The following is a 14,002-nucleotide window of genomic DNA, read 5'->3' on the forward strand; positions in this document are numbered from 1 at the left end:
CGTAGTCACCGAAGAGTCCAGGAGGACATCACAGTGGCGAAGGCTAAGTTCGAGCGTACTAAGCCGCACGTTAACATCGGCACCATCGGTCACGTCGACCACGGCAAGACCACGACGACCGCTGCCATCACGAAGGTTCTGGCTGACACCTACCCGGATCTCAACCACGCCTTCGCTTTCGACTCCATCGACAAGGCGCCGGAAGAGCGTGAGCGTGGCATCACGATCAACATCTCCCACGTGGAGTACCAGACCGAGAAGCGCCACTACGCACACGTGGACGCCCCGGGTCACGCCGACTACATCAAGAACATGATCACCGGTGCTGCCCAGATGGACGGCGCGATCCTCGTTGTCGCCGCCACCGACGGCCCGATGCCGCAGACCCGTGAGCACGTCCTCCTGGCCCGCCAGGTCGGCGTCCCCTACATCCTCGTCGCCCTGAACAAGTGCGACATGGTCGACGATGAGGACCTCATCGAGCTCGTCGAGATGGAGGTCCGTGAGCTCCTCGCCGAGCAGGACTACGACGAAGAGGCCCCGATCGTCCAGATCTCCGCTCTGAAGGCACTCGAGGGTGACCCGAAGTGGACCCAGGCCATCGTCGACCTGATGCAGGCCTGCGACGACTCCATCCCGGATCCGGAGCGCGAGACCGACAAGCCGTTCCTGATGCCCGTCGAGGACATCTTCACGATCACCGGTCGCGGCACCGTCGTCACCGGCCGTGTCGAGCGCGGTCAGCTGAACCTGAACGACGAGATCGAGATCATCGGCATCCGCGAGAAGTCCACCAAGACCACGGTGACCTCCATCGAGATGTTCAACAAGCTGCTGGACTCCGCAGAGGCCGGCGACAACGCCGCACTGCTGCTCCGTGGCCTGAAGCGCGAGGACGTCGAGCGCGGCCAGGTTATCGCCAAGCCGGGCGCATACACCCCGCACACCGAGTTCGAGGGCTCCGTCTACATCCTGTCCAAGGATGAGGGCGGCCGCCACACCCCGTTCTTCGACAACTACCGCCCGCAGTTCTACTTCCGCACCACCGACGTCACCGGCGTCGTGAAGCTGCCGGAGGGCACCGAGATGGTCATGCCCGGCGACAACGTCGACATGAGCGTCACCCTGATCCAGCCGGTCGCCATGGACGAGGGCCTGCGGTTCGCTATCCGTGAGGGTGGCCGCACCGTCGGCGCCGGCCGTGTCACCAAGATCAACAAGTAGTCTGATCTGACCTGACAGGGTCTGTCACCGCCCCGTCGCCGGGGCCGGTCGACTCGCCATGAAACGCCCCCTCCCGTCAACTGACGGGAGGGGGCGTTTGCGTGTCCCCAGTCCACGGCGGACGGAGAAATCCCTGTGAGAAATGCCATATGTAGGGTCGCCATACAGGAAAGCAGGGTAGGGTACGCTTATCAGTCGCGCCGGCGTGGCCGGCGATGCTCCACTGAACCCACCCCTCACACCTCCAGGAGGACGTCGTGCTTCCCTCAATACAGGCCTACCCGCTACCCGTCGCAGCCGACCTACCCCGCGGCCGCGCCCCATGGACGGTGGACGCCTCCCGGACCGCTCTGCTCATCCACGACATGCAGAACTACTTCATCGACGCCTTCGGCGCGGGCTCGCCCATGATCTCCAGGGTGATCGAGAATATCCGCTCTCTCCGGCAGACGGCCTCCGAGGCGGGGATCCCGGTGTTCTACACCGCACAGCCGCCGAAGCAGGACCCCGCGGACCGGGGCCTGTTGTGGGACTTCTGGGGGCCGGGGCTCCAGGAGGAGTCCCAGGCGGGGATCGTCTCCGACCTCGCCCCGGGTCCCGGGGACACCGTGCTGACGAAATGGCGTTACGACGCCTTCTACCGTTCGGACCTGGAGACCCTGCTGGCCGAGGACGGGCGCGACCAGCTCATGATCGCCGGCGTCTACGCCCATATCGGGTGTCTGACCACCGCCACCTCCGCCTTCATGCGCGATATCGAACCGTTCCTCGTCTCCGACGCGATGGCGGACTTCACCGCCGACGACCACCACAGCGCGCTGTCCTTCGCGGCGGCCCGCTGCGGGAGGGTGACGGACACCGCGCAGGCCGTGGCAGAACTGTCGCGTACGGCGCGTACTACGCAGGTCGTGGGGTCGGGCGCCTGACATGGTTGCAGATCATCATCGACCGCCGCGGCACCATCTGGTGACGGGAGCCGCTGGCGGCATCGGGGGAGCGGTCGTCCGTCGCCTGCTCTCCAAGGGAGACGTCGTCACCGCAGCGGACACCGCCTTCGCTCCGGGCGTCGTACACGCCGACCCACAAGTCGACGGGGACCTACCCGGCACCCTCTACCGTGTCGGTCTGGACGTCGGCGACACGGAGAAGGTCGAGTCCACCGTCGCGGCGGTCTGGGATTCGGTCGGGCCGGTCGACTCCCTCGTGAACGGTGCCGGCGTCATCGCCTCCGGTCCCGGTGCGGCGACGACCGACGAGGACTGGCACCGTCAGTTCTCGGTCAACGCCTTCGGGGTCTTCGCCCTGTGCCGCGCGCTCGGCCCGCGGATGGCGGAGCGCGGCGGCGGGTCGATCGTCACCATCGGGTCGAACGCCGGGGTGGTCCCGCGGTCGGGGATGGTCGCCTACGCGGCGTCCAAGGCCGCTGCCAGCAGCGTCACCCGCTCCTTCGGGCTGGAACTGGGGCCGCACAACGTGCGGTGTAACGTCGTCTGTCCAGGGACGACCCGTACCGCGATGATCGAGGGCCTCGGCTCGGAAAGTGATCTCGTCGCCGGTCGTCCGGAGCTGTTCAAGGGTGGGATCCCCCTGGGGCGTATCGCGTCCCCGGAGGACATCGCCGCCGTCGTCGTCTTCCTCGCCGGGGACGACGCCCGTCACATGACCCTGCAGGAGGTGGTCGTCGATGGTGGTGCCAGCCAGCGCTGACACGCGCGAGGACGCCGCGACGTTCGTGTTCTCGACACCGGAGTACCGGCTTACCGGTCACGGCGTCCGCGCGGTCGTCGCCCCGCGGACGTGGGGTGGGGCCGATGTCGCCGCGGCGGTCGAGGAGTTGCTGCACCGCGGCGGGCACGAGGGGCCGGTGGTGGGGTGCATACCCTTCGACACCTCCCGGCCCGCGGTCCTCTACGTCCCGGAGGACGTCACCTGGCGCCATGGGGCGGGTGCGACGGGAACGGACGGATCCGACGGGAGCGCTCCGGCGGCGTCATCGCCGCCCCTGCCGGACTCACCGGGTTACCGTGAGGCGGTCCGTCGGGCGGTCGAGCGCATCGACGCCGGGGAGCTGGAGAAGGTCGTCCTGGCCCGCACCGCGGTCCTCGAGGCAGACCGGCCCTTCGACATCGACCGCCTGGTCGGCGACCTCGGTGCCGCCAATCCCCACGCCTACATCTACCGCACCGACCTGGGCGACGTCGGGACGCTCGTCGGGGCGAGCCCGGAGCTGGTCCTGCGCAGCAGGAAGGGCGCGGTCACCAGTTTCCCCCTGGCAGGGTCGGTGCCGCGGGACCACGGGAATCCGGAGCTGGACCGTGAGCTGACCCGTCGGCTCCTGGCGTCGCCCAAGGACCGCGCGGAACACGGCCATGTCGTGCACCAGGTGGGCGAGGTCTTCCGGCGTCACGCCGAGAACGTGGTGGTCCCCGAGGAACCCGGTGTGGTGGCCACCCCGGTCATCCTGCACCTGGGCAGCCGGGTGACAGGGCGCCTGCCGGGACCGAATTCGCCCGCGGCGCTCATGGAGATGCTCTACGACCTGCACCCGACGCCCGCCGTCTGCGGGTGGCCGACGCCCGCCGCCCGGGCGGTCATCGACGACCTCGAGGACTTCGACCGCGGCATGTACTCCGGACTGGTAGGGTGGGTCGACGCCGAGGGCAACGGTGAGTGGGCCCTGTCGCTGCGCGGCGGGGTGGTCACCGGGGAGCGGGCCCGGTTGTTCGCCGGCGCGGGGATCGTCTCCGGGTCAGTGCCGGAGGACGAGCACCGGGAGACCGCGACGAAATTCGCGACGTTCGCCCGGGTACTGCAGAACCAGCAGCGCCGCACCGTCACGGTGTAGCCCGCGTAGGATGGTCCGGTATGCGACTCTGGAGTCTCCACCCGTCGGTGCTCGACCGTGCGGCCCTCGTGGCCTGCTGGCGTGAGGCACTGCTGGCCCAGAAGGTCCTGGAGGGCGGTACCCGCGGCTACCGGTCACACCCCCAGCTCCTTCGGTTCCGGGACCACCCCGCCCCGGTCGAGGCAGTCGGGGCGTTTCTCACCGGCCTGCACCGGGAGGCCACGGACCGCGGCTACTCCTTCGACCGCAGCCGGATCCACGAGCAGGTCGGTCCCGGGGACGTCCCGTCGATCGAGGTCACGGACGGCCAGCTGGGGTACGAGCTCGGACATCTGCGGGGAAAGGTCGCCCACCGCGCCGAGGAGTGGCTGCCCCGGCTCCCATCCGACGACGGGCCGGTTCCCGCGCACCCGCTGTTCACCGTGACCTCCGGCCCCGTGGAACCGTGGGAGGTCGTTCCCCCGACGGGGACCGCCTGACCGGGGTGGGCCCTACCGCGACCGGACGGGTTGCTCCGCCTGGAGCACGAAGCGGGGCAGGATGTTCTGCCCCGGCAAGGCGTCGGTGATGTCGGCGGCGGCCCGGTGGCAGCTGTCGGTCAGTGCGGCGATATCGGCCTCCGCGGTGATCCGCAGCCGGATCTCGATGATGTCGGTGCCACGGTCCTCGGTGGCCCGGTGGCGAGCGGACCGCACGTCGTCGCGCTTCTCGAAGGTCTGCGCGACGGCGGAGGCGATGTCGGCCGGGGAGGTGCGGATCGTGCCGGTGGGCGCCGACGCCGGGGAGGCGGTGCGTCCGAGGCGTTTGCGCTCGATGTTGATCCCGATGAGCAGCAGCCCGGCCAGGGCGGCCACCGTGGCCGCGACGATCAGGATGGTGTTGTAGTTGTCCCGGGAACCCAACTCCGCCCAGAAGTCGCTGTCCACGTAGTCGCCGATGCGTCGGGCGGCCGGTAGATCCAGGTGTGACCCGATCATCCAGAAGGCGGCCCCGCCGAACACCAGGAACAGCAGGAAGGTCACGACGCGGTCGACGAAGGCTTTGCCCCGGTTCATGCCGTCTCACCTCCGCGGGTCACGGTCACCTCGACCCCGGGGGAGGGGTCCAGCAGGGCGGACAGCTCCGAGACCTGGGTGGTCACCCGGTCACGGATCGTGTCGGCGGATTCCGGGGTGACGGCGGTGACCACGGTGACCGCGATCTTCTTCCGGGTGGTCACGGTGCGGGCCGACAGGACGCCGGGGATCCGTCGGGCGGCCGCGGTGGACAGCCGGGCGACATCGACGGGCCGCGCGTAGAGCTCCGAGCCACGGCCGAACGCCATGTGGGTCCGGCGCCGGGGCCGGACGGTGACGGTGAGGAAGAACAGGGCGACGAGCGCGCAACCGACGCCGGCCCACAGCGTCCAGGCACCGACGTGCACGGTGGCGAACCAGTCGAACACCGGAGCCAGCAGCTGGTCGCCGGACAAGGTGCCGTTGAGCAGGAGGACGTCCCGGACGGCGACGCCGGCGACGGCGAGGAACACGAGGCCGACCACGACCGTCCACGCCCGTGCCCGGGGCGACGCCTTCGGTTCGGGGGCGTGGGCGTCTGGGTCGGATGTACCAGAGGGGACGGCCGTCGAGGTGTCGTCCGAGGAGGTCAGGTCGGCGGCGAACCGTCCGGACGGTGCAGGACGGTAGCGCTCCGGAGGGGGTGCTGTGGTCATCGTGGGCTCCTGTCGTCGTTTCCGCCGGGGGTGCGCCGCCAGCGGCGACTGGTGTCGACCGTCACCGGGGTCCGTCGGTGCCGTCGGACCGTCGGGTAGATGCTCACCCCGAGACCCTGCGGTGTCGGCACCGCCCTGGTCGGCAGACCACGTGGGGTCGGGATGTCGCGTAGCCGTGGTCCGGTGGGCGTGGGTACGTCGTAGAGGATCCGCAGTCCGCGGGGCGTCGGGGGTGCGGTGACGTCGGCACGGTCGACGACGACCGGCAGCAGGGGACGCGGACGGGACGCACTGTGTGGCGACCGTGGCCGCACGACCGGTGCCGCCGGCGGAGTCACCGGACGGGTCACGGTCGGCGGTGCGGGACTGTGCACGGGCGTCACCTGGACCGGTGTCGGAGTGACCGGACGGCGGACCGGGCGCGGAGCCGGCGCAGCGATATGCCGGGGTGGCCGGGGCCGCCCGGCCGAGACGGGGGTGAGGTGGACGGTCTCCAGCGGCCGTGGGTGCACCGGGGAGACCGGGGCAGGGGTCGCCGGCACGGTGACCGTCGGGACGCGGCGCGACACGGTGGGTGGGGTGGGCCGCAGCGGCTCGGCGGCGACCCTGGTCAGCTCCGGTGTCCGGGGCGTGTCGGCCAGGTCCTGGACCGTCACGGCGGGGCTGGAGTCGGGGCCGGAGTCGGGATCGACGACGGGGACGACGGCGGCCACGTCGACGTTCACCGCGAGCACCGGGACGCCGGTGGAGTGCTCGATCCACTCACCGACGGCTTCCCTGGCGACCTGCGCGACGGCGACGGTGGGCGCCGGCCAGGACGTGGCGATCTGCACGTCGGCCACGGCGCACGTGCCGGTGGGGTCCATCTGCACGGACACCCTCGGCAGTCTCCGGCCGGCGAGCTGGACGAGCCCGGAGGAGTGGGGCACGACCCCGGGGACCGACAGTGCGGCCTGGACGCCGATCTTCTCCAGCACCTTTGTCTCGATGGTGACGTGGGCGCGTTGCGCCAGGTAGGCGCGGCTCCGTGGAAGCTCCTCGGGGAGCTCGTCGCGGAGGTCGGACGTGGCGGACGGGGTACCGGACACGGGGATCAGCCCCGTCCCCGGCCACTGGTGTTGAATGCGCGGCGCAGGTCGATCACACCTTCCAGGTGGGCGCCGACGGTCCCGCCGACCCCGCAGAGGACAAGCACCACGAGGAAACCGACCACGCCGGCCCAGAGGGCGCCGACTGCCAGGAGGAACCCCAGCAGCACGCCGGTGATTGTCGCGTACTTCATCATGACCTCACTATCGGTTGGGCTTGTCGTCTGTACCGGTGTCGGTGAACCGCCGGGCACCGGGGAAGTTGTTGGGAAGACGCGACCGCACGGTGCGGTCGGCCTCCCGTACGAATCTGCCGGCCGCGCGGACCACACGACGGGTCGTGGGGGAGTGTGCGAAGACCGTGCCCCTGGCGCGCAGGTCCTCCGCGCGCCGGAGCACTTCCTCGGAGGTCCGGCCGGCGAGTTCCGTGGCCTGGCGGGCCACGTCGTCCGGGATGAACCCGGGCAGCCGGACGTTCTGCACGCTCCGTCGGACCGACGTCCGGCGCTCCCACTGCACGTCGAGCTCCCGGAGGGCGGCGATGAGCCGGGCGTCGGAGCCACCGGTGTCCGGGTGGTTGTCGCGGATGACCTGTCGGCGCATGCGGACGTACTCCGGGTCCTTGCGGAAGTCCGGGGAGGGGCCCTGTGCTCCGGCGCTGCTCATGAATGCTCCAAGATGGCGGGGTGGCGTGCGGTGGGGACGGTGACCGGGGTCCTACTGGACGCGGGGGGACTGCTCCGCCTCGTCGTCATCGTCGTCGTGGTCCTCCGGGAGGTGGACGTCGTGGACGATGACGTTGACCTCGGTGACCTCCAGGCCGGTCATCTCCTCGACGGAGATGATGATGTTGCGGCGGATGGCCTCGGCCAACTCGTGGATCGCGACGCCGTACTCGGCGACGATGGAGATGTCCACGGCGGCCTGGCGGTCACCGACCTCCACGGAGATGCCCTGCTGGACATTCACCCGGCCACCCGGGATGCGCTCACGCAGGGCGCCGATGGTGCGTGAGGCACCGCCTCCGAGACCGTGGACCCCGGAGACCTCGCGGGCGGCCATGCCGGCGATCTTGGATACGACGACGTCGGCGACCGACGTCCGCCCGTGGTCGGTGAACAGGTCGGAGTCGGCCGGGGAGTCGTCGCGGACGGCGGGTGCGGAGGAGTTGGAGGAGCCGGAGTTCTTCGTGGAATCGTTGTCGCTCATGGAGAGGGCCTCACTGTTCTTGACGGTGCCGATGGACGGTGGCATGGACAGGACAGTCTCAAGCGTACTCACTTTTCGTGGTGCCGCTGGTGAGGACGCCCGACACCGGTGTTCCGCGGTAGGTGCCCGGATTTGATGGAACGGGGTCTTCGTGGTTAAATAGCGGACGTTGCTTTGACATTGCGTCTGAGCGCCATTGCTTTGTGCCCCGCCATCAGGCCGTATCGGAACCGGTGGCAGGGACGGTGGTAGCGCAAGACGACGCAGATGGTGAAGTGAGCATGAACCTTCATCGGCAGTTCCCCTCGGGTCGGATACATATCTGGTCCCGGGTTGCGCTGTCGTGCGGTAGCCCACGTGGAGACGGCGGACACGCCCGACCGCGGGGACCGGAGTGGGGCATGGCAAATAAACAGCGGCAGTAAGTGAAGATCCCGGCCACCACGTTGGAGGGGCTCTTCCTCACCATGATTCGGCGGCGTCCCGGGAGTGCCTGGGCGCCGGTCGGACGGACACCGTGTTTGCCATCGTCTCCACGACGGCACCGGGGCACCGTGAGACCAACCGAAGTCATAACTGGCGACTGTGCCAGGCCCCGGGCCGGACAGCGTTGACATTGAAAAGAAGTTCTCTCGGGCCCGGCTCCCGGGCGAGAGAGACACGAGGAAGAGGACTAGCGTGGCGGGACAGAAGATCCGCATCAGGCTCAAGGCCTACGATCACGAGGCAATCGACGCTTCTGCGAAGAAGATCGTCGAGACGGTCACCCGTACCGGTGCCCGTGTGGTCGGCCCTGTGCCTCTGCCCACAGAGAAGAACGTGTACTGCGTCATCCGCTCGCCGCACAAGTACAAGGACTCGCGCGAGCACTTCGAGATGCGCACCCACAAGCGCCTGATCGACATTCTCGACCCGACGCCGAAGACCGTTGACGCCCTGATGCGCATCGATCTGCCGGCGAGCGTCGACGTCAACATCCAGTGATCTCGTCAGAGATCGTGGACTTGAGTCTGAACTGAGGCAGCGGAGACTGAATTATGAGTGAAAACGAGATCAAGGGCATCCTGGGCAAGAAGCTCGGCATGACCCAGATCTTCGACGAGGACAACCGGGTCGTGCCGGTCACCGTCGTCGAGGCTGGGCCGTGCGTCGTCACCCAGGTGCGCACCAAGGACATCGACGGCTATGAGGCCGTCCAGATCGCCTACGGCGACATTGACCCGCGTAAGGTCAACAAGCCGCAGGCCGGTCACTTCAAGAAGGCCGGTGTGACCCCGCGCCGCCACGTCACGGAGCTGCGCGTCGACGACGCCTCCTCCTACGAGGTCGGCCAGGACATCACCGCAGAACTGTTCAGTGACGTCGCCTTCGTCGACGTCACCGGCACCTCCAAGGGCAAGGGCTATGCTGGCGCCATGAAGCGCCACGGCTTCGCCGGCCAGGGCGCCTCCCACGGTAACCAGGCCGCTCACCGCCGCGTCGGTGGCATCGGCGCCTGCGCCACCCCGGGCCGTGTCTTCAAGGGCACCCGGATGGCAGGCCGCATGGGCAACGAGCGCGTCACCCTGCAGAACCTGAAGGTCGCAAAGCTGGACGTCGAGTCCAACCTGCTCCTCATCAAGGGTGCCATCCCCGGAGTTAACGGCGGTATCGTCACCGTCAAGACCGCAGTGAAGGGCGGTGCACACGCATGAGCAACCTGACTCTGAACGTCCAGACCGCTGACGGTGCCACCAACGGCTCGGTCGAGCTGCCCGCGTCCATCTTCGACGTGGAGCCGTCCATCCCGCTGATGCACCAGGTCGTCGTGGCCCAGCTGGCCGCGAAGCGCCAGGGCACCCACGCCACCAAGACCCGCGGCGACGTCCGCGGTGGTGGTCGCAAGCCGTTCCGCCAGAAGGGCACCGGCCGTGCCCGTCAGGGTTCGATCCGCGCGCCGCACTACACCGGTGGTGGCACGGTCCACGGCCCGCAGCCGCGTGACTACGACCAGCGGACCCCGAAGAAGATGAAGGCCGCCGCCCTGCGCGGTGCCCTCACCGACCGTGTCCGCAACGAGCGCATCCACCTGGTGGAGGAGCTCGTCGCAGGCCAGACTCCGTCGACCAAGGCCGCACGGGCGTTCATCGAGCGTCTCACCGACCGGAAGTCCGTCCTGGTCGTCCTCGGTCGCGAGGACGTCACGGCGTGGAAGTCGGCCAACAACCTGCCGAACGTCCACACCCTGGCTTTCGACCAGCTCAACACCTACGACGTGCTGAACGCAGACGACATCGTGTTCTCCGTCGAGGCGCTCAACGGCTTCATCGCCGGGGCTGACACCGCCAAGGCCGCCGCCAAGGAGGAGGCAAAGTGAGCACCATCGCCGACCCCCGGGACATCATCGTCGCCCCCGTCGTCTCCGAGAAGTCCTACGGACTCATGGAGCAGAACGTCTACACGTTCCTGGTGAACCCGGACTCCAACAAGACCCAGATCAAGATTGCCGTCGAGCAGATCTTCGGTGTGAAGGTCGCCAGCGTCAACACCCTGAACCGTGAGGGCAAGCGCAAGCGCTCCCGTACCGGTTACGGTCAGCGCAAGGCCACCAAGCGCGCCATGGTGACCCTGGTCGCCGGCAGCGATCCCATCGACATCTTCGGTGGTGCGACCGCGTAGCGGCCGCGCACACCGACAGGTAAAGAGAGAGCAGAAGTATGGCTATTCGCAAGTACAAGCCGACTACGCCGGGTCGCCGCCAGAGCTCCGTTTCCGAATTCGACGAGATCACTCGCTCGACCCCGGAGAAGTCTCTGCTGCGCCCGCTGTCCAAGACCGGCGGCCGCAACGTCCACGGCCACATCACCACCCGTCACAAGGGTGGCGGTCACAAGCGTCGCTACCGCGTGATCGACTTCCGTCGCAACGACAAGGACGGCATCGCCGCCAAGGTCGCGCACATCGAGTACGACCCCAACCGCACCGCGAACATCGCGCTGCTGCACTACGTCGACGGTGAGAAGCGGTACATCATCGCTCCCCGCGGTCTGACGCAGGGCACCATCGTGGAGTCCGGCGCCGCTGCCGACATCAAGCCCGGCAACAACCTGCCGCTGCGCAACATCCCGACCGGTACGACCATCCACGCCGTGGAGCTCAAGCCGGGCGGCGGTGCCAAGATGGCCCGGTCCGCCGGTGCGTCGGTGCAGCTGCTGGGTAAGGAGGGCAAGTACGCCATCCTGCGTATGCCGTCCTCCGAGATCCGTCGCGTCGACATCCGTTGCCGCGCCACCGTCGGTCAGGTCGGCAACGTCGACCAGATCAACATCCGGTGGGGCAAGGCTGGCCGTATGCGCTGGAAGGGCGTCCGCCCGACCGTCCGCGGTGTCGTCATGAACCCGGTCGACCACCCGCACGGTGGTGGCGAGGGCAAGACCTCCGGTGGTCGCCACCCGGTCTCCCCGTGGGGTCAGCCTGAGGGCCGCACCCGCAAGCCGAACCGTCCGAGCGACAAGCTGATCGTCCGCCGTCGCCGCAGCAACAAGAACAAGAAGCGCTAAAGGAGGTAGTTGAGAATGCCACGCAGCCTCAAGAAGGGCCCGTTCGTCGACGAACACCTCCTCGCGAAGGTGGACGTTCAGAACGACGCCGGCACCAAGAAGGTCATCAAGACCTGGTCTCGCCGGTCCACCATCCTTCCCGATTTCATCGGCCACACTTTCGCCGTCCACGACGGCCGGAAGCACGTCCCGGTGTTCATCGACGATTCGATGGTCGGTCACAAGCTGGGCGAGTTCGCCCCGACGAAGACCTTCAAGGGTCACGTCAAGGATGACAAGAAGGGTCGGCGATAGACATGTCTGACACCGCTGTCAACAACGCACGCGCCACGGCCAAGTTCGTCCGGGTCACCCCGATGAAGGCCCGCCGCGTCATCGACACCATCCGCGGCAAGTCCGTGGAGGACGCCCTGGCACTGCTGCGCTTCGCGCCGCAGTCGGCCTCCGAGCCGATCGCCAAGGTCGTCGCCTCCGCAGCGGCCAACGCGGAGAACAACTTCGGCCTGGACCCCCGTACGCTCGTCGTCTCCGAGGCTTTCGCCGACGAGGGCCCGACGCTCAAGCGGTTCCAGCCGCGCGCCCAGGGTCGGGCTTTCCAGATCCGCAAGCGCACCAGCCACATCACCGTGGTTGTCGAGAGCCAGAAGGGAAGTGCTCAGTAGTGGGCCAGAAGATCCAACCCCACGGCCTCCGGCTGGGTATCACTTCCGAGTGGCGCTCCCGCTGGTACGCCGACAAGCAGTACGCTGACTACCTCGCCGAGGACATCAAGATCCGCGAGTTCCTGTCGAAGGGCCTCGACCGCGCCGGCATCGCCGACGTCGTCATCGAGCGCACCCGCGACCGGGTCCGTGTGGACATCCACACCGCCCGCCCGGGCATCGTGATCGGACGTCGTGGCTCCGAGGCCGACCGCATCCGCGGTCAGCTGGAGAAGCTCACCGGCAAGCAGGTCCAGCTGAACATCCTCGAGGTCAAGAACATCGACGCGAACGCTCAGCTGGTGGCACAGTCCATCGCCGAGCAGCTGAGTAACCGCGTGGCATTCCGCCGCGCGATGCGCAAGGCCATCCAGTCCGCGATGCGTCAGCCCGAGGTCAAGGGAATCAAGGTCGTGTGCTCCGGCCGTCTCGGCGGTGCCGAGATGGGCCGCACCGAGCGCTACCACGAGGGTCGCGTTCCGCTGCACACCCTGCGCGCCGAGATCGACTACGGCACCTACGAGGCCCACACCACCTTCGGACGCATCGGCGTCAAGGTGTGGATCTACAAGGGTGACGTCGTCGGCGGCCGCCGTGAGTCCCTGCAGAACGCACGCGACGAGCGTCCGCGCCGCAACAACCGTGAGCGTCCGCGCCGCGGTGGTGCCCGCCGCCAGCGTGCAGAGCAGAAGCAGGAGGGTTAACCCGTGCTTATCCCCAAGCGCACGAAGTACCGTCGCCAGCACCGCCCGCACCGTTCCGGTGTGTCCAAGGGTGGTAACCGGGTGACGTTCGGCGACTACGGCCTGCAGGCCCTGGAGCCGACCTACATCACCAACCGCCAGATCGAGTCCGCCCGTATCGCCATCAACCGCCACGTCAAGCGTGGTGGCAAGGTGTGGATCAACATCTTCCCGGACCGCCCCCTGACCCAGAAGCCGCTCGGCGTGCGTATGGGTTCCGGTAAGGGCCCCGTGGAGAAGTGGGTGGCCAACGTCAAGCCCGGCCGCATTCTCTTCGAGATGTCGTACCCCAACGAGGAGATCGCCCTTGAGGCACTCCGTCGTGCCGGCAACAAGCTGCCCTGCAAGGTGCGCATCGTGAAGAAGGAGGATCAGTTCTGATGGCTACCGGAACCCCGGCTCACGAATTCCGCGAGCTCAACAACGAAGAACTGACCACCCGTCTCACGGAGGCGAAGGAAGAGCTGTTCAACCTGCGCTTCCAGTCCGCCACCGGTCAGCTGTCCAACAACCGTCGACTGGGCACCGTGAAGCGCGACATCGCCCGGATCTACACCGTCCTGCGCGAGCGCGAGCTCGGACTGTCCACCGTCCCCGGTGGTGACGACGCATAATGAGCGAGGCTACTGTGAGCAACGAGAACACCAAGGGCGCACGCAAGGTCCGCTCCGGATACGTCGTGTCCGACAAGATGAGCAAGACCATCGTGGTCGAGCTCGAGGACCGTAAGCGTCACGCGCTGTACGGCAAGATCATGCGCACCAACTCCAAGGTGAAGGCGCATGACGAGAACGAGACCGCCGGCGTCGGCGACCTCGTCCGTATCGAGGAGACCCGCCCGCTGTCCAAGGACAAGCACTTCCGTCTCGTCGAGATCATCGAGAAGGCCAAGTAGTCCCACCCGGGACCGCCCCTCCTCGACGCGGTGACGCCCCCGCCCCC

22 protein-coding genes are annotated in these 14,002 nt (G+C 68.0%); 16 read left to right on the top strand and 6 right to left on the bottom strand.

Annotated elements, in window-relative coordinates; translation table 11 throughout:
- The first annotated feature begins 33 nt into the window (after positions 1–33).
- The 5 genes from tuf to MUN33_RS03650 all read left to right on the top strand — a co-directional run bounded on the left by tuf (position 34) and on the right by MUN33_RS03650 (position 4,548).
- A complete protein-coding gene (tuf, locus tag MUN33_RS03630; protein WP_244803555.1) occupies positions 34–1,224 on the top strand; it encodes an elongation factor Tu in 1,191 nt (396 codons plus the stop codon).
- A gap of 257 nt (positions 1,225–1,481) precedes the next feature.
- Positions 1,482–2,150: an isochorismatase family protein gene (locus tag MUN33_RS03635; protein ID WP_244803556.1), complete on the top strand. Its 669-nt coding sequence runs from the start codon at positions 1,482–1,484 to the stop codon at positions 2,148–2,150.
- A 40-nt stretch (positions 2,151–2,190) separates the two neighbouring features.
- The gene (locus tag MUN33_RS03640; RefSeq protein ID WP_244803557.1) at positions 2,191–2,931 is read left to right on the top strand and encodes an SDR family oxidoreductase; all 741 of its coding nucleotides are present in this window, start codon (positions 2,191–2,193) and stop codon (positions 2,929–2,931) included.
- On the top strand, positions 2,909–4,069 hold the full coding sequence (locus MUN33_RS03645) for an isochorismate synthase (protein ID WP_244803558.1): 1,161 nt from the start codon (positions 2,909–2,911) through the stop codon (positions 4,067–4,069). Before MUN33_RS03640 ends, MUN33_RS03645 begins: the two co-directional genes overlap by 23 nt.
- 20 nt (positions 4,070–4,089) lie before the next feature.
- Complete coding sequence (locus MUN33_RS03650) at positions 4,090–4,548, top strand: pyrimidine dimer DNA glycosylase/endonuclease V (protein ID WP_244803559.1); 459 nt, start codon at positions 4,090–4,092, stop codon at positions 4,546–4,548.
- A gap of 12 nt (positions 4,549–4,560) precedes the next feature.
- Here the strand turns inward: MUN33_RS03650 and MUN33_RS03655 are convergent, their stop codons facing one another.
- Genes MUN33_RS03655 through MUN33_RS03680 form a run of 6 tightly spaced genes read right to left on the bottom strand, consistent with a single transcriptional unit; the run spans position 4,561 to position 8,077 of the window.
- A complete protein-coding gene (locus MUN33_RS03655; RefSeq protein ID WP_244803560.1) occupies positions 4,561–5,124 on the bottom strand; it encodes an Asp23/Gls24 family envelope stress response protein in 564 nt (187 codons plus the stop codon).
- Positions 5,121–5,780 (bottom strand): Asp23/Gls24 family envelope stress response protein, encoded by a 660-nt coding sequence (locus MUN33_RS03660; RefSeq protein WP_244803561.1) that lies wholly within the window; start codon positions 5,778–5,780, stop codon positions 5,121–5,123. The genes MUN33_RS03655 and MUN33_RS03660 overlap by 4 nt, the downstream gene beginning before the upstream one ends.
- Entirely contained in the window at positions 5,777–6,868 is a 1,092-nt protein-coding gene (locus MUN33_RS03665) for an Asp23/Gls24 family envelope stress response protein (protein ID WP_244803562.1), read from the bottom strand. The genes MUN33_RS03660 and MUN33_RS03665 overlap by 4 nt, the downstream gene beginning before the upstream one ends.
- Positions 6,869–6,873: 5 nt before the next feature.
- A complete protein-coding gene (locus MUN33_RS03670; RefSeq protein WP_439647827.1) occupies positions 6,874–7,065 on the bottom strand; it encodes a hypothetical protein in 192 nt (63 codons plus the stop codon).
- A 7-nt stretch (positions 7,066–7,072) separates the two neighbouring features.
- Positions 7,073–7,534 (bottom strand): hypothetical protein, encoded by a 462-nt coding sequence (locus tag MUN33_RS03675; protein ID WP_244803564.1) that lies wholly within the window; start codon positions 7,532–7,534, stop codon positions 7,073–7,075.
- A gap of 51 nt (positions 7,535–7,585) precedes the next feature.
- Positions 7,586–8,077, bottom strand: coding sequence for an Asp23/Gls24 family envelope stress response protein (locus tag MUN33_RS03680; RefSeq protein WP_244803935.1), 492 nt, complete (start codon positions 8,075–8,077; stop codon positions 7,586–7,588).
- Positions 8,078–8,755: 678 nt separating this feature from the next.
- Here MUN33_RS03680 and rpsJ point away from each other — a divergent pair.
- The 11 genes from rpsJ to rpsQ are packed head-to-tail and all read left to right on the top strand — an operon-like array spanning position 8,756 to position 13,955.
- The gene (rpsJ, locus tag MUN33_RS03685; RefSeq protein ID WP_010120790.1) at positions 8,756–9,061 is read left to right on the top strand and encodes a 30S ribosomal protein S10; all 306 of its coding nucleotides are present in this window, start codon (positions 8,756–8,758) and stop codon (positions 9,059–9,061) included.
- 53 nt (positions 9,062–9,114) lie between these two features.
- The gene (gene rplC, locus MUN33_RS03690; protein ID WP_244803565.1) at positions 9,115–9,771 is read left to right on the top strand and encodes a 50S ribosomal protein L3; all 657 of its coding nucleotides are present in this window, start codon (positions 9,115–9,117) and stop codon (positions 9,769–9,771) included.
- Entirely contained in the window at positions 9,768–10,433 is a 666-nt protein-coding gene (gene rplD, locus MUN33_RS03695; protein ID WP_244803566.1) for a 50S ribosomal protein L4, read from the top strand. Before rplC ends, rplD begins: the two co-directional genes overlap by 4 nt.
- Positions 10,430–10,735, top strand: a complete 306-nt coding sequence (gene rplW / locus MUN33_RS03700; RefSeq protein WP_244803567.1) for a 50S ribosomal protein L23 — start codon at positions 10,430–10,432, stop codon at positions 10,733–10,735. The genes rplD and rplW overlap by 4 nt, the downstream gene beginning before the upstream one ends.
- A gap of 38 nt (positions 10,736–10,773) precedes the next feature.
- Positions 10,774–11,616: a 50S ribosomal protein L2 gene (gene rplB / locus MUN33_RS03705; RefSeq protein ID WP_244803568.1), complete on the top strand. Its 843-nt coding sequence runs from the start codon at positions 10,774–10,776 to the stop codon at positions 11,614–11,616.
- A 15-nt stretch (positions 11,617–11,631) separates the two neighbouring features.
- Positions 11,632–11,910: a 30S ribosomal protein S19 gene (gene rpsS / locus MUN33_RS03710; RefSeq protein WP_145941230.1), complete on the top strand. Its 279-nt coding sequence runs from the start codon at positions 11,632–11,634 to the stop codon at positions 11,908–11,910.
- Between the two features lie 2 nt (positions 11,911–11,912).
- Positions 11,913–12,278, top strand: coding sequence for a 50S ribosomal protein L22 (gene rplV, locus MUN33_RS03715; protein ID WP_038546287.1), 366 nt, complete (start codon positions 11,913–11,915; stop codon positions 12,276–12,278).
- Positions 12,278–13,021 carry a 30S ribosomal protein S3 gene (gene rpsC, locus MUN33_RS03720; RefSeq protein WP_038546290.1) on the top strand — a complete coding sequence of 248 codons (744 nt, stop codon included), beginning with the start codon at positions 12,278–12,280 and terminating at the stop codon, positions 13,019–13,021. Before rplV ends, rpsC begins: the two co-directional genes overlap by 1 nt.
- 3 nt (positions 13,022–13,024) lie before the next feature.
- A complete protein-coding gene (gene rplP / locus MUN33_RS03725) occupies positions 13,025–13,441 on the top strand; it encodes a 50S ribosomal protein L16 (RefSeq protein ID WP_038546294.1) in 417 nt (138 codons plus the stop codon).
- Entirely contained in the window at positions 13,441–13,674 is a 234-nt protein-coding gene (rpmC, locus tag MUN33_RS03730; protein ID WP_038546298.1) for a 50S ribosomal protein L29, read from the top strand. Before rplP ends, rpmC begins: the two co-directional genes overlap by 1 nt.
- The gene (gene rpsQ / locus MUN33_RS03735) at positions 13,674–13,955 is read left to right on the top strand and encodes a 30S ribosomal protein S17 (RefSeq protein WP_244803569.1); all 282 of its coding nucleotides are present in this window, start codon (positions 13,674–13,676) and stop codon (positions 13,953–13,955) included. The genes rpmC and rpsQ overlap by 1 nt, the downstream gene beginning before the upstream one ends.
- The last annotated feature ends 47 nt before the right edge of the window (positions 13,956–14,002 follow it).

It is taken from the genome of Corynebacterium kalidii (assembly GCF_022869005.1).
Classification (GTDB): Bacteria; Actinomycetota; Actinomycetes; order Mycobacteriales; family Mycobacteriaceae; genus Corynebacterium; species Corynebacterium kalidii.